Raw genomic sequence first — 18,746 nt, forward strand, 5'->3', positions numbered from 1 at the left:
ACAACATGACATACCGGCGCCTCAGGATGATCCCACCCAGGCAGCCGCCCCAGCCGCCACGCCCCGCGCGCTGACAGACTTGTGCCCACCTCACCCCCGCCTAACCGCCCCCGCCGACCAGCCCGGATGGGGCCCTCGGTACCCGCTCCCCCGAATTCCTTTGGACAAACCGTCTCGCCCGGCCGATACACTGGCCCTGCAAGGCGCAGATGGGACGAGTACCGACGTACGCAGCCACCAGCGACCCGGGGACGGTGCGAGCCCGGGGGTGTGCACGGCGGGAAGATCACCCCGGAGCCGCCGGAAGAACGGCCGCCACCCAGCGGCCCACTAGACCCGGCAGCAACCCCAAACAAGAGGGCCGCACCGCACCACCGCGGCCAAGGAGGGTGGTACCGCGGGTCGGCGAAGGCCGTCTCGTCCCTCCGGAGGATTCAGTCCCAGCATCCGCCGGAGGTAGACACCCGCGATGAGCTCCTACAACCCCGTCCCCGCACAGGTCGATCTCCCCGCCCTCGAACACCAGATCCTCTCGTTCTGGCAGGACAACAAGGTCTTCCAGCGCAGCCTGGAGCAGTCCGAGGGGCGCCCCGAGTGGGTGTTCTACGAGGGTCCGCCGACCGCCAACGGCATGCCCGGGGCCCACCACATCGAGGCCCGCGTCTTCAAGGACGTCTTCCCCCGGTACCGGACCATGAAGGGCTACCACGTCGCCCGCAAGGCCGGCTGGGACTGCCACGGCCTCCCGGTCGAGCTGGCCGTCGAGAAGGAGCTCGGCTTCTCCGGCAAGCAGGACATCGAGGCCTACGGCATCGCCGAGTTCAACGCCAAGTGCCGCGACTCGGTGACCCGCCACACCGACGCCTTCGCCGAGCTGACCACCCGCATGGGGTACTGGGTCGACCTCGACGAGGCCTACCGGACGATGGACCCCTCCTACGTCCAGTCCGTCTGGTGGTCGCTCAAGCAGATCTTCGACAAGGGCCTGCTCGTCCAGGACCACCGCGTCGCCCCCTGGTGCCCCCGCTGCGGCACCGGCCTGTCCGACCACGAACTGGCCCAGGGCTACGAGACCGTCGTCGACCCCTCGGTGTTCGTCCGCTTCCCGCTGACCAGCGGCCCGCTGGCCGGCCGGGCCGCCCTGCTGGTCTGGACCACCACCCCGTGGACCCTGGTCTCCAACACCGCCGCCGCCGTGCACCCGGAGGTCACCTACGTGGTGGCCACCGACGGCACCGAGCAGCTGGTCGTCGCCGAGCCGCTGCTCGCCAAGGCCCTCGGCGAGGGCTGGGAGACCACCGGCGAGTCCTTCACCGGTGCCGAGATGGAGCGCTGGGCCTACCGCCGCCCCTTCGACCTGGTCGAGATCGAGGACGCCCACTACGTCCTCAACGCCGACTACGTCACCACCGAGGACGGCACCGGCATCGTCCACCAGTCCCCCGCCTTCGGCGCGGACGACCTCGCGACCTGCCGCAAGTACGGCCTCCCGGTGGTCAACCCGGTGCTGGCCGACGGCACCTTCGCCCCCGAGGTCCCGCTGGTCGGCGGCCAGTTCTTCAAGAAGGCCGACGAGGCCCTGGTCGCGGACCTCAAGGAGCGCGGCCTGCTCTTCCGCCACCTGCCGTACGAGCACAGCTACCCGCACTGCTGGCGCTGCCACACCGCGCTGCTCTACTACGCGCAGCCGTCCTGGTACATCCGGACCACCGCGGTCAAGGACGCGCTGATCCGCGAGAACGAGGCCACCAACTGGTTCCCGGAGACGGTCAAGCACGGCCGTTTCGGCGACTGGCTGAACAACAACATCGACTGGGCGCTCAGCCGCAACCGCTACTGGGGCACCCCGCTGCCGATCTGGCGCTGCGAGGAGGGTCACCTCACCTGCGTCGGCTCGCTGGCCGAACTGTCCGAGCTCACCGGCACCGACCAGAGCGGCCTCGACCCGCACCGCCCGTACATCGACGCGGTCACCTTCGCCTGCCGCGACTGCGGCGGCACCGCGACCCGCGTGCCCGAGGTCATCGACGCCTGGTACGACTCGGGCTCGATGCCCTTCGCCCAGTACGGCTACCCGTACCAGAACAAGGAGCTGTTCGAGAAGCGCTACCCGGCGCAGTTCATCTCCGAGGCGATCGACCAGACCCGTGGCTGGTTCTACACGCTGATGGCGGTCGGCACCCTGGTGTTCGACAAGAACAGCTACGAGAACGTCGTCTGCCTGGGCCACATCCTGGCCGAGGACGGCCGCAAGATGTCCAAGCACCTGGGCAACATCCTGCAGCCGATCCCGCTGATGGACCAGCACGGCGCCGACGCCGTCCGCTGGTTCATGGCGGCCGGCGGCTCGCCCTGGTCGGCCCGCCGGGTCGGCCACGGCACCATCCAGGAGGTGGTCCGCAAGACCCTCCTCACCTACTGGAACACCGTCGCCTTCCAGGCCCTGTACGCCCGCACCTCCAACTGGGCGCCCTCCGCGGCCGACCCGGCCCCGGCCGACCGCCCGCAGCTGGACCGCTGGGTGCTCTCCGAGCTGAACACCCTGGTCCGCGAGGTCGACGCGGCCTTCGAGGCCTACGACACCCAGCGCGCCGGCAAGCTGCTCTCCGGCTTCGTCGACGACCTCTCCAACTGGTACGTCCGCCGCGGCCGCCGCCGCTTCTGGCAGGGCGACGCCGCCGCGCTCGCCACCCTGCACGAGGCGCTGGAGACCGTCACCCGCCTGATGGCCCCGCTCACCCCGTTCATCACCGAACGGGTCTGGCAGGACCTCGTCGTCCCCACCGACCCCCAGGCCCCGTCCTCCGTCCACCTGGCCACCTGGCCCGAGGCCGACGAGACCCTGATCGACGCCGACCTCTCCCGCCACATGGCCCTGGTCCGCCGCCTGGTCGAGCTCGGCCGGGCCACCCGCGCCGAGTCCGGCGTGAAGACCCGTCAGCCGCTCTCCCGCGCGCTGGTCGCCGCCCAGGGCTGGGAGGAGCTGCCCGCCGACCTGCGCGCGCAGATCGCCGAGGAGCTCAACGTCGCCACCCTCGAATCCCTCACTGGGTTGTCCCCGTCCGGGGCGGGCGGCGTCTCACTCGTCGACACCACCGCCAAGGCCAACTTCCGCGCCCTGGGCAAGCGTTTCGGCAAGGGCGTGCAGGACGTCGCCAAGGCGGTCGCCGCCACCGACGCCGCCCGCCTCGCCGCCGAACTGCGCGCCACCGGCGAGACCAGCGTCGACCTCAACGGTGAGCCGATCACCCTCTCCCCCGACGAGGTCATCATCACCGAGACCCCCCGCGAGGGCTGGGCCGTAGCCAACGAGTCCGGCGCCACCGTCGCCCTCGACCTGGCCATCACCCCCGAACTCAAGCGCCTCGGCATCGCCCGCGACGCCATCCGCCAGATCCAGGAGGCCCGCAAGAACTCCGGCCTGGACGTCGCCGACCGCATCATCCTCCGCTGGCGCGCCACCTCCGAAGAAACCGCCGAAGCCATCGCCGAACACGGCCCCCTCGTCGCCGACGAGGTCCTCGCCACCGACTTCGCCGCCGGCGCAGCCGACTGGACCTCCGACACCTTCACCGACGACTCCCTCGGCCTCGCCTTCCAACTCCGCAAGGCCTGACCCCCACCCCTACGGCCCCCGGCGCCCCGCCGGGGGCCGTAGGCATCCCCCCACCCACCCCCAACCCGCACCAACCCACCCACAGCACCCACCCACCTCCCCCTCACCCGACCCAGGCGAGAGGGACGCGCTGCGGGAGGGGGCGGTGGAGGGGGTGGGTGCGGAGAGGGGCGTGACGGGTGATTTTCAGACCGCCAACGGCGAGCACCCCCCACCATGAGGGTCGGCGGTCCGAAAATCATCCAGCCCCCGGAGCGCCCACCCCCGGAACCGCCCCCGGACCAACCCACCCTCCCGAAAGCCCACCCCCCACCCCAGCCCCGCGCAGCGGCCCCCGCCCCCGAACACAAAAAAGACGCCCCCTCCCCAGCCCAAAGGCCAGAAAGGGGACGCCCCAAAACCCCAGCTACAACCTCAGTTGTCGCCGTCCTCGTCAATCAGAAAGCCCCGCATCGGCGCCGGAGCCTGCTGCATCGGCTGCGGCGGCTGCGGCCGCACGGCCGCCATCGGCTGGGTCATCCCGGCCGGCTGCATCTGCGGCGCACCGTTCCCACCCTGCTGCCCACCGAAGCTCGGCGCCGGCGGATTCCCACCGAAGGAACTCTGCCCCCCGAACGACGGCGAGTTGCCACCGAACGAAGGCTGGTTCCCACCGAACGACGGCGCAGAGCCCATCGACCCCCCACCGGCCGGAGCCATCGACGACGCCGCCGGCGGCAGCGACGCGGTGGCGGGGATCCGCGGCGGCGCGAGCGAGTCGTCGGCCTGCGACTCCAGCTGACGCAGCTGGGTCTCCAGGTACGACTTCAGGCGCGTGCGGTACTCACGCTCGAACGCCCGCAGGTCCTCGACCTTGCGCTCCAGCGTGGCCCGCGCGGACTCCAGCGACCCCATCGCAACGCGGTGCTTCTCCTGCGCGTCCCGCTCCAGGGCGTCGGCCTTGGCCCGGGCGTCCCGCTCCAGACCCTCGGCCCGGCTGCGCGCCTCGCCGACGATCTTGTTGGCCTCGGAACGGGCCTCGGAGATCGCCTGGTCGGCGGTCTGCTGGGCGAGCGCCAGCACGCGGGCGGCACTGTCGCCGCCGGGGCCCTGCTGCTGCATCGGGCCGCCGAGCGGGCCGCCCATCTGCTGCGGGCCGCCCATGGGGCCACCCATCGGCTGCATCTGCTGCTGCTGGCCCATGCCCTGGCCCATCGGGTTGCCCATCTGCTGCGGGCCACCGGGACCGCCCATGGGCTGGAGCATCTGACCGCCCATCGGCTGGACCAGCTGCTGCTGGCCGCCCATGGTCTGGCCCATCTGCTGGGGACCGCCGGGGCCCATCGGACCACCCGGGCCGGCCGGGAGCTGCGGCGCACCGGACGGCAGGCCGAGGGGCTGGTTGCCCATCTGCTGCTGCTGCGGACCACCCGGACCCATCTGCTGCGGGCCGCCGGGGCCCATCTGCTGCGGGCCACCCGGACCCTGCTGGCCGGGGACCGGCGGGCCGGATATGGCGGCCGGGACGGGAGCGGCCGGACGCTGGGCGTCCTGCGGCGGCTCCTTCCGCATGTTGGCCTGGTTCTGCGCGGCGGCGCGAGTCGCGGCGGCCAGCTTGGCCCGCAGGTCCTCGTTCTCCCGGAGGAGGCGGGTCAGCTCCGCCTCGACCTCGTCGAGGAAGGCATCGACCTCGTCCTCGTCATAGCCTTCACGCAGGCGGACGGTCGTGAACTGCTTGTTCCGAACGTCCTCGGGGGTCAATGGCATCTCTTCACCTCAACGTGATCGTCGGCACACCGGCATCCTGTCGCATCGCTCACCTACGACTAGGGGTGCACAAGCGAGATCAGGACATACACAATGATCATCAGTACGAAGAAGGACAGGTCGAGCGCCACGCCCCCGAAACGCAACGGCGGGATGAACCGCCGAAGAAGCTTGAGCGGCGGATCCGTGACAGTGTACGTGGCCTCCAGGACCAGGACCATGGCCTTGCCCGGCCGCCACGAACGCGCGAACTGGAAGACCCAGTCCATGACCAGTCGCACGAGCAGGAACACCAGGAAGACGGTCAGGGCGTAGTAGAGCACCGCCCACACGATGTCCATCGCGTTTCCCTCTCCCCGGTCCCGGGCCCTGGGGCCCGCCGCTCGTCACCTGTCGCCAACCACTGTTGATCAGATCCACACGTAAAGTCGTGGCCGGGTCAGCTCTGGTTGAAGAACCCACCCTCGGCGATCCGAGCCTTGTCCTCCGCCGTGACATCGACGTTAGCAGGCGACAGCAGGAACACCTTCTGTGTCACGCGCTCGATACTGCCGTGCAGACCGAAGACGAGTCCAGCGGCGAAGTCTACGAGCCGCTTGGCGTCCGTGTCGTCCATCTCGGTCAGATTCATGATCACGGGGGTCCCGCCGCGGAACTGTTCCCCGATGGTACGGGCCTCGTTGTAGGTCCGGGGGTGCAGCGTGGTGATGCGGTAGGGCTCTCGTTCGTTCACGACCTTGGGCATGATCACCGGGGCGCTCTTCTCCAGGTTGTGGCGGCGTTCGGGTGTGATGGACGACACGGGGGCCATCCTCGGGGTCTCCTGCCGGATCGGCACCGCGGCCGGCACCGGCTGCGGGGTGATCGAGGAGACCGGGGCGGGCGCGGGGGCGGCTGCCGGCCGGGGAATGTCCTCGGTCCGCTGCCCCGTGCGGATCGGCTCGGGGTCCGCGTCGTAGTCGTCGTCGGGGTCGTACCCCTGGCCGTCGTACGTCTCGTCCTCCACGAGGCCGAGGTAGACCGCCATCTTGCGCATCGCGCCGGCCATGCTCCTGTCTCCTCCGCTTGTGGTGGACCGGCTCCGTCCCAGCGGGCGGGCCGCGGCCCTGCCTGCGGATTCCGCGGTCCGCCCACGACGGCCCGTCAAGGCGACGCGCCGTCAGAGTTCGTGGGATTGGGGCCGCGGAGCTGCGATCCACGGTTGGCTAGCACTTCGGAAAGCTGCTAGCTTCTGTCCTATTTTGTCCTGCAGTCTGATCTACTACCCGGTGACGTTACCCGAGGGGTGACCTCACTCCGAGTACCGCCGTTCCGACGCGTACATGTGTCGCTCCGGCGGCAATCGCCTGCTCAAGGTCGCCGCTCATGCCTGCGGAGACCATGGTGGCAGCCGGATGGGCCGCCCGTACGGCGGTTGCGATTTCCGCCAGCCGCTCGAAGGCCCGGACCGGGTCTCCGGCCAGCGGGCCGGCCAGCGGAGCGACCGTCATCACACCGTCCAGGCGCAGCCCGGGCGCGTCGGCGATCGCGTCGGTGAGTTCGGCGACGTCCTCGGGGGCGACCCCGGCCCGGTGCGCGCCCTCCCCGTGCTCCTTGTCCAGTGCCACCTGCACCAGGCAGCCCAGTTCCGGGCGCTCGGACTTGAGCACGGCCGCCGAGAGCGACTCGACGAGCCGCAGCCGGTCCACCGAGTGCACGTGGTTCGCGTAGCGGACCACCGAGCGGACCTTGTTGGTCTGGAGCTGGCCGACGAAGTGCCAACTAAGAGGAAGGTTTCTGCACTGTTCCGCCTTGGGAGCGGCGTCCTGGTCGCGGTTCTCCGCGACGTCCGTCACACCCAGCCCGGCCAGCAGCGCGGTGTCCTCGGCCGGGTAGGTCTTGGTGACGACGATCAGGCTGACGTCCTCGCGCGGGCGTCCGGCCGCCGCACAGGCGTCCGCGATCCGGCGCTCGACCACTTCGAGGTTGGTCCCGAGCTGCTCGTACCGGGCCCGCTGGCCGTTCGTCAGGGCCTCCGAGAACTGCCTGCTCCCCGGGAACGGCCCGTAGATGTCGTTCGTCATCAGTGATCAGAGTCCAACCAGACGTAGCTCGCGAGCCGACCCGTGCGCTGCTCGCGACGATAGGAGAAGTGATCGGCGGATTCGAGGGTGCAGACCGGTGAGCGCACCAGTTCGGTGACCCCCGCCGCGGCCAGTTGGGCGGCGACCCCCGCCGGCACGTCCAGCGCCGGGGTTCCCCACGAGGTCTCGGCGAAGGCCGACGGGACGACCTCGGCCACCTCGGCGCGCAGCCCGGCCGGCACCTCGTAGCAGCGGCCGCAGACCGCGGGGCCGGTGGCGGCGGTGATCCGCGCCGGCTCGGCCCCCAGTTCGACCATCGCCCGCACCACCGCGGGCACCACTCCGGCCGCCAGCCCGGGCCGGCCCGCGTGGGCCGCGCCCACCACGCCCGCCACCGGGTCGGCCAGCAGCACCGGGGTGCAGTCCGCGGTCAGCACTGCGAGCGCGAGCGGGCGGTCGGTGACCACCGCGTCCACCGTCGGGGCCTGCCCGAGCGGCTGGCGCTGCGTCACCACGGCGACCTCGGCGCCGTGCACCTGGTTCATCCAGACCACGTCGGCCGGGTCGATCCCCAGCTCCCGGGCCGCGACGGCCCGGTTCTCCCGGACCGCCTCCGGGTCGTCGCCCACCGCACCGCCGAGGTTGAGCTCCCCGTACGGCGAAGTGCTCACCCCGCCCCACCGATCGGTGAAGGCGAAGTGAGCACCGGCGCGAACCGCGTGATCGATCACTTAAGGAAGTCCGGCACGTCGAGCTCCTCGGCCGGGCTCTCCACGAACGGCTGCCGGGCCGGCTGCACCTGCGGCGGCACCGGGGCGGCGGCGGTCGTGGTGGCCGAGGTCTCGGCCGAACGTGCCGGGGCGGCCGGGGCCTCCCCCTCCGAACGGGACGTCACCGAGCCGATGCTCCCGTAGGACGGCCGGCCGGCCGGGCGCTCCGGGGCGGCCGGCGGGGTCGCCGGGGCGGCGGGGGTGGTGGACTTCACCACCGGGTCGCGGACGATCGCCGGCGGCTGGCCGCCGTCGAAGCCGGCGGCGATGACGGTGACCCGCACCTCGTCGCCGAGCGCGTCGTCGATGACCGCACCGAAGATGATGTTGGCCTCGGGGTGGGCGGCCTCGCTGACCAGCTGGGCCGACTCGTTGATCTCGAACAGGCCGAGGTCGGAGCCGCCCGAGATGGACAGCAGCACGCCGCGGGCGCCGTCGATCGAGGCCTCCAGCAGCGGCGAGGAGATCGCCATCACGGCGGCGGCCTTGGCGCGGTCCTCACCGCGGGCCGAGCCGATGCCCATGAGCGCCGAACCGGCGTCCGACATGACGGACTTGACGTCGGCGAAGTCGAGGTTGATCAGGCCCGGGGTGGTGATCAGGTCGGTGATGCCCTGGACACCGGAGAGCAGGACCTGGTCGGCCGAGCGGAACGCGTCGAGCACGCTGACCTGGCGGTCCGAGATGGACAGCAGCCGGTCGTTGGGGATCACGATGAGGGTGTCGACCTCTTCGCGCAGGGCGGCGATGCCGTCCTCGGCCTGGTTGGCCCGGCGGCGGCCCTCGAAGGTGAAGGGGCGGGTGACCACGCCGATGGTCAGGGCGCCCAGCGAGCGGGCGATGTTGGCGACGACGGGCGCGCCGCCCGTGCCCGTGCCACCGCCCTCGCCGGCGGTCACGAAGACCATGTCGGCCCCCTTGAGGACCTCCTCGATCTCCTCGCGGTGGTCCTCGGCGGCCTTGCGGCCGACCTCGGGGTTGGCGCCGGCGCCGAGGCCCCGGGTGAGTTCACGGCCCACATCGAGCTTGACGTCGGCGTCGCTCATGAGGAGGGCCTGCGCATCGGTGTTGATCGCGATGAACTCGACGCCCTTGAGACCGACCTCGATCATCCGGTTGATGGCGTTGACACCACCGCCGCCGATTCCGACGACCTTGATGACTGCGAGGTAGTTCTGCGGTGCTGCCACGTCGAAGGCCTCTCGCCTCGAATTTCCGGGTCGACCCGCCCCAGCGGGGGGCCGTGTCGACGGATGTCGATGGGTAGGGAGCCTGGTTTCTGACTGAATGTCCGAAATGCCGACCGCCGACCCCAACCCTAAACTTGACCTTTAGGGTTAGTCCTGTGTCTCCGTCACATCACCAATGGACACAGTCTGGTGACACAGGACACTAGGTGGCTCCGGGCACGCGTTTCAACGAACACGCCGAGCTTCCCTTTTTCTTTTGAGCCTATGTGATCATCGGCCGGCAATGGAAACCGGGGTGACCACCAAGGGTCGGGCCGACACTCCGAAGCGTCAACCCCTCCCTCGGGCAGAGAATCTAGCGGATCAGCCGGACACCGCCGGCGCCTCCGGCGCCGTCACGTCGAAGTTGGTGCCCTTCTGCTTCATCAGTGCGAGCAGCACCCGGGCCTTTCGGTCGGTCTGGTCCGGACTCCCCCAGCGCACCGTCGCACCCCCGCTGAGCTGCAGTTCGATGTCGTCGTAGGAGTGCACCAGGACCGATCCGGCCCGCTTGGCGATCTCCGGCGGGAGGCCGGCGGCCACCGTCACCGCGCCCTGCACCAACTGTCCCCGGGAGATCACCCCGTCCACGTCCTTCGCGGACTGACTGAGCCGCAGCTCCACCACCGGCACGCCGGCCGGCGGGGCCGCCTCGGTGGCGAAGCTCACGCCTGCGGCGTCCACCTGGGTGAACTGACCGTCATCCCCCTTGACGGCGGCGGCCGCCGTCCGCTGCACCACCTTGACCTGCAGGGTGTGCGGCCAGCCCCGCCAGACCTCGGCCTTCGCCACCCGGGGGATCGCCTCGACCCGCTGGCGGACGCCGTCCAGGTCGACCCGGGCCAGCGGGCCGTCGGCGAGCCCGCCGACGGCCGCGCGCACCTGGTCCGAGGTCAGCTTCTCGTCCGCGGCGCCCTGGACGGCGACGTCGCGCACGTCCAGCAGCGAGGAGAAGAACACCACCCAGGCCAGCGCGCCCAGCACCGCGGCGCCGAGCGCGCTCAGCACCACGATGCCTCGCCGGGAGAGCCGGAGGCGGGGAGCGGACTCCTCGTCCCCGAACTCGTCCTCCTCGTGGGAGTACCCCCGGCCGGCGGCCGGGGGTGAGCCGGCGGGCCGGCCGTCAGCCACGACGGCGACCGCCCCGGTGTGCCTGGATCGCCTCGTACACCATGCCGACCAGCAGGTCGTCCGCGTCCCGGCGGCCGAACTCGGCGGCGGCCCGGCTCATGTCCCACAGCCGCTGCGGGTCGGTGAGCACCGGCAGCACGTTCTGCAGCACCCAGTCCGAGGTCAGCTCGGCGTCGTCCACCAGCAGGCCGCCGCCGGCCTTCACCATCGGCTGGGCGTTCAGCCGCTGCTCGCCGTTGCCGATCGGCAGCGGCACGAAGGCGGCGGGCAGGCCGACCGCGGCCAGCTCGGCGACGGTCATCGCGCCGGCCCGGCAGAGCATCAGGTCGGCGGCCGCGTAGGCGAGGTCCATCCGGTCGATGTACGGCACCGGGCGGTACGGCGGCATCCCGGGGACGTCGGCGGTCTGCGGCAGCTCGTTCTTCGGGCCGACCGCGTGCAGGATCTGCACGCCGTACTGCTGCAGCCGCGGGGCGATCGCGGTGATCGTCTCGTTGAGCCGGCGCGCGCCCTGGGAGCCGCCGGAGACCAGCAGGGTGGGCAGCCGCTGGTCGAGGCCGAAGTACTGGCGGGCCTCCGGCCGGGTGGCGTTGCGGTCCAGGGTGGCGATGGTCCGGCGCAGCGGGATGCCGATGTACCGGGAGTCGCGCAGCTTGCTGTCCGGGGTGGAGACCGCGACGAAGTCGGAGTAACGGGCGCCGATCTTGTTGGCCAGGCCGGGGCGGGCGTTGGCCTCGTGCACCACGATCGGCACGCCGGCTCGCTTGGCGGCCAGGTAGGCGGGCATCGCGACGTAGCCGCCGAAGCCGACCACGCAGTCGGCGTTGACCCGCTCGATGATCTCCTGGGCGGCCCGGACGGTGCCGCGCAGCCGGCCGGGGACGGTGATCAGTTCGGGGGTGGGCTTGCGGGGCAGCGGCACGGCCGGGATGAGCTCCAGCTGGTAGCCGCGCTCGGGTACCAGTCGGGTCTCCAGCCCCTTCTCGGTGCCCAGGGCGGTGATCCCGATGGACGGGTCGTGCCTGCGGAGTGCGTCCGCGAGGGCCATGGCCGGCTCGATGTGACCGGCGGTCCCCCCGCCGGCGAGTACGACATGCACCGAAATTCACCGCTCCCTGCGTGCCGGTCCGGGGACCGCGCGCGCTGTGGTTCGTCGTCGTGGCAGCACCCGGGCCAGTCGCTTCCTGATCCGGGAGTTCTTGTTCCGGGCGGCCAGGGCCGCCTTCGCGCCCGAGGAGCTGCGTGCCAGGCACAGCAGCACTCCGATCGCGGACATGGCCGACAGCATGGCGGAACCGCCGTAGGAGAACAGCGGGAGCGGGACGCCCGCGATGGGCAGCAGTCCCAGCGCCGACCCCAGGTTGATCATGGCCTGCGCCATGATCCAGGTGGTGGCGGCTCCCGCGGCGTACCTGACGAAGGGGTCCTTCGTACCGATGGCCACACGGATACCCGCGTAGCCTAGTGCCGCGAAGAGGCCGATCACCGACAGCGTCCCCACCAGACCGAGTTCCTCGCCGGTCGCGGCGAAGATGAAGTCGGTGTGCGCCTCCGGCAGCTGGCCCCACTTCTCCACGCCGGCGCCGAGGCCGGTGCCGAAACCGCCGCCGAGGGCGAAGGAGTAGACGCCGTGCAGGGCCTGGAAGCAGGCGCCGTCCGGGTCGAGCTTGGTGACGCCGATGCAGCCCAGGCGCTCGGCCCGGTGGGGGACGGTGATCACCAGGGCGGTGCAGACCACGACCGCCACCCCGACGGTGGCCACGAACAGCCGCAGCGGTGCGCCGACCATCCAGAGCAGCGCGAACACCATGGCCACCAGGATCATCGAGGTGCCCATGTCACCGCCGATCATGATCAGCGCGAGCAGCAGCAGGGCCCCGGGCACCAGCGGGACCAGCAGGTGCTTCCAGGTGGTGAGGGTGCCGGCCTTCTGCTTTCGGGCGAGCAGGTCGGCGCCCCAGAGGACCAGCGCGAGCTTGGCGAACTCGGAGGGCTGGAACTGGAAGAACCCGAAGTCCAGCCAGTTCTGGTTGCCGTTGATCCGCACCCCGATGCCGGGCACCGCGACCAGCGCGAGGGCGCCGATCACCCCGAACATCACCGGGTAGACGATCACCCGCAGCACCGCCACCGGGACGGAGGCGAAGCCGGCCAGCAGGACCAGCCCGAGGATGGCCGCGATCAGCTGCTTGAGGAAGTAGTACTGCGCGGTGTGGTGCTGGTTCAGCGCCAGGATCTGCGAGGCCGAGAAGACCATCATCAGACCGAGCACGACCAGCAGCAGGGTCGTGCCGACGATCAGCAGGTACGGCGTGAGCGGCCGGTCCAGCCAGTAGCGGACGCGGGCCCGGAAGGCCTGCAACCGCCCCAGCGGACCGGCCGACTTGTACTTGGTCGTGGTGGCGGAGATCACTCGCCACGGCTCGGCGGTGTCCTGCCCGGTCGTACCGGAATCCGCCCTGCCCTGCCCCGCCACCGCTCCCCGCTCTCCCTCTTCTGCGGCTCGTTCGCCTCCGGGCCGCTCCGGCCCGACGCCGACGGTCGTCGCTCCGATGCCCCTCGTTCCTCGGGGCCTCCTCGCTTCTCCCTTTCGGCGTCGGCGCGGCCCTTCGGCTCACTCGCCGGAGCCCAGCCTCACTCGCCGGAGTCCGCCAGCTCCCGGACGGCCGCCGCGAACAGGTCGCCGCGCTCGCCGTAGTTGGTGAACATGTCCATCGAGGCGCAGGCCGGGGCCAGCAGCACCGTGTCACCCGATCGGGCGAGCGACGCGGCCGTTCGAACGACCTCGGTCATCGCCACCGCGCCAGTCTGGCCCTCGGCCGCCTCGATCACCGGCACATCCGGAGCGTGTCGCTCCAGCGCCGCGCGGATCAGCGCCCGGTCCTGCCCGATCAGCACGACCGCGCGCAGCCGCTCGGCCGCGCCCTGGACCAGGTCGTCGAAGGTCGCGCCCTTGGCCAGTCCCCCGGCGATCCAGACGATCGGCCGGTAGGCGGCCAGCGAGGCCGCCGCGGCGTGGGTGTTGGTGGCCTTGGAGTCGTCGATGTACGTGACCTCGCCGACGGTACCGACCTCGGCGATCCGGTGGGCGTCCGGGCGGAAGGCCCGCAGACCCTCCCGGACGGCCTTCGGGTCGACCCCGTACGCCCGGGCCAGCGCCGCCGCGGCGAGCGCGTTGGCGATGTTGTGCGGGGCCGGCGGGTTGACGTCCTCGACGGCGCCCAGCTCGGCCGCGTTCCTGGTCCGGTCCTCGACGAAGGCGCGGTCCACCAGCAGGCCGTCCACCACGCCGAAGTTCGACGGGCTCGGCGCGCCGAGGCCGAAGCCGATCGCCCGGCAGCCCTCCTCGACGTCGGCCGCCATGACCAGCGCCTCGGTGGCCGGGTCGGCCAGGTTGTACACGCAGGCCACCACGTTGCCCTCGTAGATCCGGCCCTTGTCGGCGGCGTACGCCTCCATCGAGCCGTGCCAGTCGAGGTGGTCCGGGGCCAGGTTGAGCACGGCCGCCGAGTACGGGCGCAGCGAGGGCGCCCAGTGCAGCTGGTAGCTGGAGAGCTCGACGGCGAGCACGTCGTACGGCTCCTCGGCGAGCACCGCGTCCAGCACCGAGACCCCGACGTTGCCGACGGCGGCGGTGCGCTTGCCGGCCGCGGCGAGGATCGAGGCGAGCATCTGGACGGTGGTGGTCTTGCCGTTGGTGCCGGTCACGGCCAGCCAGGGGGCGGGCTCGCCGGTGCCCGGCAGCGGCCTGCGCAGCCGCCAGGCCAGCTCGACGTCGCCCCAGACCGGCACGCCGGCCGCCGCGGCGGCGGCGAACAGCGGGCTGCCGGGGGCCCAGCCGGGCGAGGTGACGATCAGTGCGGTGCCCTCGGGCAGGCTCGCGCCGTCGCCCAGGCGCACCGCGACGCCCAGGGCCTCCAGCTCGGCGGCGCGGGCCCGCAGGCCCTCGCCGCTGCCGCCGTCGACCACGGTGACGCTCGCGCCGAGCCCGTTCAGGACGCGCGCGGCGCTGATGCCCGAGACGCCGAGTCCGGCGACCACCACGGGCAGGTTCGAGAAGTCAGGATTCGTCGTCATCCGGTCCGGTATCCCGCGTAGAAGAGGCCGAGGCCGACGGCCACGCACAGGCCCTGGATGATCCAGAACCGGACCACGACCAGGACCTCGCTCCAGCCCTTGAGTTCGAAGTGGTGTTGCAGTGGTGCCATCTTGAAGACGCGCTTGCCGGTCATCCGGAAGGAGCCGACCTGGATGATCACCGACAGGGTGATGATCATGAAGAGGCCGCCGAGCAGGATCAGCAGCAGCTCGGTGCGCGAGCAGATCGCCAGACCGGCCAGGGCGCCGCCGAGGGCGAGCGAGCCGGTGTCACCCATGAAGATCTTGGCGGGCGAGGTGTTCCACCAGAGGAAGCCGAAGCAGGAGCCCATCAGGGCGGAGGCCACCACCGCGAGGTCCAGGGGGTCCCGGACGTCGTAGCAGGCGCCGGTGGCGGAGATGAAGTAGGCGCAGCTCTGGGTGTACTCCCAGACGCCGATGAAGGTGTAGGCGCCGAAGGCCATCACCGAGGCACCGGTGGCCAGACCGTCCAGGCCGTCCGTCAGGTTCACGCCGTTGGAGGTCGCCGCGATCATGAAGTACGCGAAGATGACGAACAGCACCGGGCCGATCGACCACTTGAAGTCGCGCACGAAGGACAGCGACTGGGAGGCCGGGCTGAGCCCGCGGTCGTCGTGGAACTGCAGCGCCAGGACGGCGAACACCAGACCGACGATGGACTGGCCGGCCAGCTTCGCCTTCGCCCGCAGGCCGAGCGAACGGCGCTTGACGACCTTGATGTAGTCGTCCAGGAAGCCGACCAGGCCGAGGCCCGCGGTCAGGAAGAGCACCAGCAGCCCGGAGGCGGTCGGGCTGTCGCCCGTTATCGCCTTCGTGGCGAAGTACGCGATCAGGGTCGCCAGGATGAAGGCGATGCCGCCCATGGTGGGCGTGCCCTTCTTGCTGTGGTGCGCCTTGGGGCCGTCGTCACGGATGTACTGGCCGTAGCCCCCTCGCGCGAGCAGCTTGATCAGGGCGGGCGTGCCGACCAGCGAGAGGATCAGACCGATCATCCCGGAGAAGAGGATCTGCTTCATCATCGGGCAGCACCGTCCGCCAGGAGGGCCTCGGCCACCTTCTCCAGCCCCACCGAACGGGACGCCTTCACCAGGACCACATCCCCCGGCCGAAGCTGACTGCGCAGCAGTTCGACCGCCGCGTCCGCGTCGGACACCAGCACCGACTCCTCACCCCACGAACCTTCGTTCCTCGCACCGAGTTCCATGCAGGCCGCCTCGCGTCCACCCACCGCCACCAGCTTGGTGACGTCGAGTCGGACGGCGAGCCGCCCGATGGCGTCGTGCTCGGCCAGGCTCTCCTCGCCGAGCTCCCGCATCTCGCCGAGCACCGCCCAGGTGCGGCGGCGCTCCGGACCGCGGCCGCCCATCGAGACCAGCGCCCGCAGCGCGGCCCGCATCGAGTCGGGGTTCGCGTTGTAGGCGTCGTTGACGACGGTGACACCATCGGCCCGGTCGACGACCTCCATGCGCCAGCGGGACAGCGCACCCGCTTCGCCCAGGGCTGCCGCGGTGTCGTCGACGGTCATCCCGAGCTCCGTCGCCACCGCGGCGGCGGCGAGGGCGTTCGAGACGTGGTGCTCACCGTACAGGCGCAGTTGCACGGGTGCGGAACCGGCCGGGGTGGTGAGCGTGAACGATGGCCGTCCGGTGGCGTCCAGGCGAACGTCGGTGGCCCGGACGTGGGCGTCCGGGGACTCCCCGAACAGGACCACCTTCGCCTTGGTACGGGAGGCCATGGCGCGCACCAGCCGGTCGTCCGCGTTCAGGATCGCGGCGCCGTCGGCGGGCAGCGCCTCGACGAGCTCGCCCTTGGCCTCGGCGATCGCCTCCTGGGAGCCGAACTCGCCGAGGTGGGCGGTGCCGACGTTGAGCACCAGGCCGATCCGCGGCGGTGTGATCGAGGTGAGGTACTCGATGTCGCCCTTGTGCCGGGCGCCCATCTCCATGACCAGGTGCCGGGTGCTGTCCTCGACCCGGAGCGCGGTCATCGGGTGGCCGATCTCGTTGTTCAGCGAGCCGGGCGGGAAGACCGTTTCGCCGTGGCGCTGGAGCAGCTGGGCGATCAGGTCCTTGGTGCTGGTCTTGCCGGCCGAGCCGGTCAGCGCGACCACCGCGGTGCCCGCGGCGCGGGCGACCACGGTGCGGGCCAGCCTGCCGAGGGCCTCCACCACACTGTCGACCAGGACGGCGGGCACGCCGACCGGGCGGGAGGCCAGCACCGCGACGGCGCCGGCCTCGACCGCGACGGCCGCGTAGTCGTGGCCGTCCACGTGCTCGCCGACGAAGGCCGCGAACAGGCCGCCGGGGCTCACCTTCCGCGAGTCGACCTCGACCGGGCCGGTGACCAGGGTGTCCGGGGCGGCGCCGTCCAGGGTGCCGCCGACGGCGGCGGCCACCTCGGCGAGGGTCAGTGCGATCACTGCTGCTCTACTCCTCGGTCGCCCCGGTCGGCCGTGGTCCGCGCGATGGATTCGCGCAGCACCTCCCGGTCGTCGAAGGGGCGGATCTCGTCTCGAACGTACTGGCCGAGCTCGTGGCCCTTGCCGGCCACCAGCACGGTGTCCCCGGCCCGGGCGCGGGTGACCGCGAGCCGGATCGCCTCCGCCCGGTCGGGGACGACCAGGACGTCCCCGCGCTCGGCCTCGGGCACCGCGGCGGCGCCGGTCAGCATGCTGGCGAGGATCGCCAGCGGGTCCTCGCTGCGCGGGTTGTCGCTGGTCAGCAGGGCGGTGTCGGCGAGCCGGGCGGCGATCGCGCCCATCGGACCGCGCTTGTGCGGGTCGCGGTCGCCGCCGCAGCCGACCACCACGTGCAGCCGGCCCTTGGTGACCTCGCGCAGCGAGGCGAGGACGGCCTGCAGGGCGTCCGGCTTGTGGGCGTAGTCCACCACGGCGACGAACGGCTGCCCGCCGTCCACCCGCTCCAGCCGGCCCGGCACGCCGGGGACGGCGGCGATCCCGGCCACCGCCCGCTCCAGCGGCAGCCCGGCGGCGACCAGCACGGTGATCGCGGCCAGCGCGTTGGCGACGTTGAACGGGCCGGGCAGCGGGACGGAGGCGTCGGCCCCGGCGCCGTCCGGACCGACCACCCGGAAGGTGGAGCCGATCGGGCCGAGCTGCACGTCCACGGCCCGCCAGTCCGCCCCGGCGTCGCCGGTCGCGGAGAAGGTGGTCACCGGGATCTTGGCCTCGGCGGCGAGCCGGCGGCCGTACTCGTCGTCCAGGTTGACCACGCCGTGGCGGGACTTGCCGGGCTGGAAGAGCCGGGCCTTCGCCTGGAAGTAGTCCTCCATGTCCGGGTGGAAGTCGAGGTGTTCGGGGGTGAGGTTGTTGAACAGCGCGACGTCGTACGCCACCCCGTCGGTGCGGCCGAAGACCAGGGCGTGGCTGGAGACCTCCATGGTCACCGCGTCCGCGCCGCGCTCGGCCATCACGCCGAGGATCGCGTGCAGGTCGGTTGCCTCGGGGGTGGTGCGCTCGCTCTTGATCCGCTCCTCGCCGACCCGCATCTCGACGGTGCCGATCACACCCGGGACCCGCCCGGCGCCGCGCAGACCGCCCTCGACCAGGTACGAGGTGGTGGTCTTGCCGTTGGTGCCGGTCAGCCCGAGCATCAGCAGCCGCTCGGACGGGTGGCCGTAGACGATCGCGGCCAGCTCGCCCATCCGGGCCCGCGGCCGGTCGACGACCAGCAGCGGCAGGCCCGCGGGCGCCGCCAGCTCGGCGCCGGCCGGGTCGGTCAGCACGGCCACCGCACCGGCCGCCGCGGCCTGGCCGGCGAAGGCCGCGCCGTGGTGGTTGGCGCCCGGGAAGGCCACGTACACGTCGCCCGGGCGCACCGCACGGGAGTCGTGGGTGACACCGGTGACGGCGGCGCCCTCGACGGGCGGCAGACCCAGCCGGGAGGCCAGCTCGGCGAGCGGCAGAGCGGCGGTCCCGGTCGGGCGGGGCGGACTCACGGTGGTTTGATCGGGTTTCGGCACGGCGGGAAGGCTATCCGCCGAAGGGTGCCCAGGGCCAAACCGGGCCCTCGCCGCGCCGCCGTCCGCACCGGCCCGCTGGTTGCTCATCCTC

14 protein-coding genes are annotated in these 18,746 nt (G+C 71.8%); 1 reads left to right on the forward strand and 13 read right to left on the reverse strand.

The window, feature by feature from the left end:
- Positions 1-469: 469 nt before the first annotated feature.
- Positions 470-3,616 carry an isoleucine--tRNA ligase gene (ileS, locus tag ACZ4W5_RS25820; RefSeq protein ID WP_465657180.1) on the forward strand — a complete coding sequence of 1,049 codons (3,147 nt, stop codon included), beginning with the start codon at positions 470-472 and terminating at the stop codon, positions 3,614-3,616.
- Positions 3,617-4,030: 414 nt separating this feature from the next.
- On the opposite strand, the gene ACZ4W5_RS25825 is transcribed toward ileS, so the two are convergent.
- The 13 genes from ACZ4W5_RS25825 to ACZ4W5_RS25885 form a co-directional block, all read right to left on the reverse strand.
- Positions 4,031-5,362 (reverse strand): DivIVA domain-containing protein, encoded by a 1,332-nt coding sequence (locus ACZ4W5_RS25825; protein ID WP_465657182.1) that lies wholly within the window; start codon positions 5,360-5,362, stop codon positions 4,031-4,033.
- A gap of 59 nt (positions 5,363-5,421) precedes the next feature.
- The gene (locus ACZ4W5_RS25830) at positions 5,422-5,703 is read right to left on the reverse strand and encodes a YggT family protein (protein ID WP_030282903.1); all 282 of its coding nucleotides are present in this window, start codon (positions 5,701-5,703) and stop codon (positions 5,422-5,424) included.
- Positions 5,704-5,801: 98 nt separating this feature from the next.
- The gene (locus ACZ4W5_RS25835; protein WP_030282899.1) at positions 5,802-6,410 is read right to left on the reverse strand and encodes a cell division protein SepF; all 609 of its coding nucleotides are present in this window, start codon (positions 6,408-6,410) and stop codon (positions 5,802-5,804) included.
- A gap of 226 nt (positions 6,411-6,636) precedes the next feature.
- A complete protein-coding gene (locus ACZ4W5_RS25840) occupies positions 6,637-7,425 on the reverse strand; it encodes a YggS family pyridoxal phosphate-dependent enzyme (protein WP_360227751.1) in 789 nt (262 codons plus the stop codon).
- Entirely contained in the window at positions 7,425-8,156 is a 732-nt protein-coding gene (gene pgeF / locus ACZ4W5_RS25845; protein ID WP_465657184.1) for a peptidoglycan editing factor PgeF, read from the reverse strand. The genes ACZ4W5_RS25840 and pgeF overlap by 1 nt, the downstream gene beginning before the upstream one ends.
- A complete protein-coding gene (gene ftsZ, locus ACZ4W5_RS25850; RefSeq protein WP_360227757.1) occupies positions 8,153-9,385 on the reverse strand; it encodes a cell division protein FtsZ in 1,233 nt (410 codons plus the stop codon). The genes pgeF and ftsZ overlap by 4 nt, the downstream gene beginning before the upstream one ends.
- A gap of 363 nt (positions 9,386-9,748) precedes the next feature.
- Positions 9,749-10,555 (reverse strand): cell division protein FtsQ/DivIB, encoded by an 807-nt coding sequence (locus ACZ4W5_RS25855; RefSeq protein ID WP_465657186.1) that lies wholly within the window; start codon positions 10,553-10,555, stop codon positions 9,749-9,751.
- Positions 10,548-11,654 (reverse strand): undecaprenyldiphospho-muramoylpentapeptide beta-N-acetylglucosaminyltransferase, encoded by a 1,107-nt coding sequence (gene murG / locus ACZ4W5_RS25860; RefSeq protein WP_360227763.1) that lies wholly within the window; start codon positions 11,652-11,654, stop codon positions 10,548-10,550. Before murG ends, ACZ4W5_RS25855 begins: the two co-directional genes overlap by 8 nt.
- A gap of 6 nt (positions 11,655-11,660) precedes the next feature.
- The gene (gene ftsW, locus ACZ4W5_RS25865; RefSeq protein ID WP_465657188.1) at positions 11,661-13,031 is read right to left on the reverse strand and encodes a putative lipid II flippase FtsW; all 1,371 of its coding nucleotides are present in this window, start codon (positions 13,029-13,031) and stop codon (positions 11,661-11,663) included.
- A gap of 158 nt (positions 13,032-13,189) precedes the next feature.
- The gene (gene murD, locus ACZ4W5_RS25870) at positions 13,190-14,632 is read right to left on the reverse strand and encodes a UDP-N-acetylmuramoyl-L-alanine--D-glutamate ligase (protein WP_465657190.1); all 1,443 of its coding nucleotides are present in this window, start codon (positions 14,630-14,632) and stop codon (positions 13,190-13,192) included.
- The gene (gene mraY / locus ACZ4W5_RS25875) at positions 14,629-15,690 is read right to left on the reverse strand and encodes a phospho-N-acetylmuramoyl-pentapeptide-transferase (RefSeq protein WP_350504707.1); all 1,062 of its coding nucleotides are present in this window, start codon (positions 15,688-15,690) and stop codon (positions 14,629-14,631) included. The genes murD and mraY overlap by 4 nt, the downstream gene beginning before the upstream one ends.
- The gene (locus tag ACZ4W5_RS25880) at positions 15,690-17,093 is read right to left on the reverse strand and encodes a UDP-N-acetylmuramoyl-tripeptide--D-alanyl-D-alanine ligase (protein WP_360227769.1); all 1,404 of its coding nucleotides are present in this window, start codon (positions 17,091-17,093) and stop codon (positions 15,690-15,692) included. Before ACZ4W5_RS25880 ends, mraY begins: the two co-directional genes overlap by 1 nt.
- Positions 17,090-18,742 (reverse strand): UDP-N-acetylmuramoyl-L-alanyl-D-glutamate--2,6-diaminopimelate ligase, encoded by a 1,653-nt coding sequence (locus ACZ4W5_RS25885; RefSeq protein WP_465657191.1) that lies wholly within the window; start codon positions 18,740-18,742, stop codon positions 17,090-17,092. Before ACZ4W5_RS25885 ends, ACZ4W5_RS25880 begins: the two co-directional genes overlap by 4 nt.
- Positions 18,743-18,746: the final 4 nt, after the last annotated feature.

The organism is Kitasatospora sp. NPDC029367, from assembly GCF_055569135.1.

What these genes read in the sequence shown, in the direction of transcription:
- ileS (WP_465657180.1), top strand. Translation starts at nt 470, where the DNA reads ATGAGCTCCTACAACCCCGTCCCCGCACAGGTCGATCTCCCCGCCCTC.
- ACZ4W5_RS25825 (WP_465657182.1), bottom strand. Translation starts at nt 5,362, where the DNA reads ATGCCATTGACCCCCGAGGACGTTCGGAACAAGCAGTTCACGACCGTC.
- ACZ4W5_RS25830 (WP_030282903.1), bottom strand. Translation starts at nt 5,703, where the DNA reads ATGGACATCGTGTGGGCGGTGCTCTACTACGCCCTGACCGTCTTCCTG.
- ACZ4W5_RS25835 (WP_030282899.1), bottom strand. Translation starts at nt 6,410, where the DNA reads ATGGCCGGCGCGATGCGCAAGATGGCGGTCTACCTCGGCCTCGTGGAG.
- ACZ4W5_RS25840 (WP_360227751.1), bottom strand. Translation starts at nt 7,425, where the DNA reads ATGACGAACGACATCTACGGGCCGTTCCCGGGGAGCAGGCAGTTCTCG.
- murD (WP_465657190.1), bottom strand. Translation starts at nt 14,632, where the DNA reads ATGACGACGAATCCTGACTTCTCGAACCTGCCCGTGGTGGTCGCCGGA.
- mraY (WP_350504707.1), bottom strand. Translation starts at nt 15,690, where the DNA reads ATGAAGCAGATCCTCTTCTCCGGGATGATCGGTCTGATCCTCTCGCTG.
- ACZ4W5_RS25885 (WP_465657191.1), bottom strand. Translation starts at nt 18,742, where the DNA reads ATGAGCAACCAGCGGGCCGGTGCGGACGGCGGCGCGGCGAGGGCCCGG.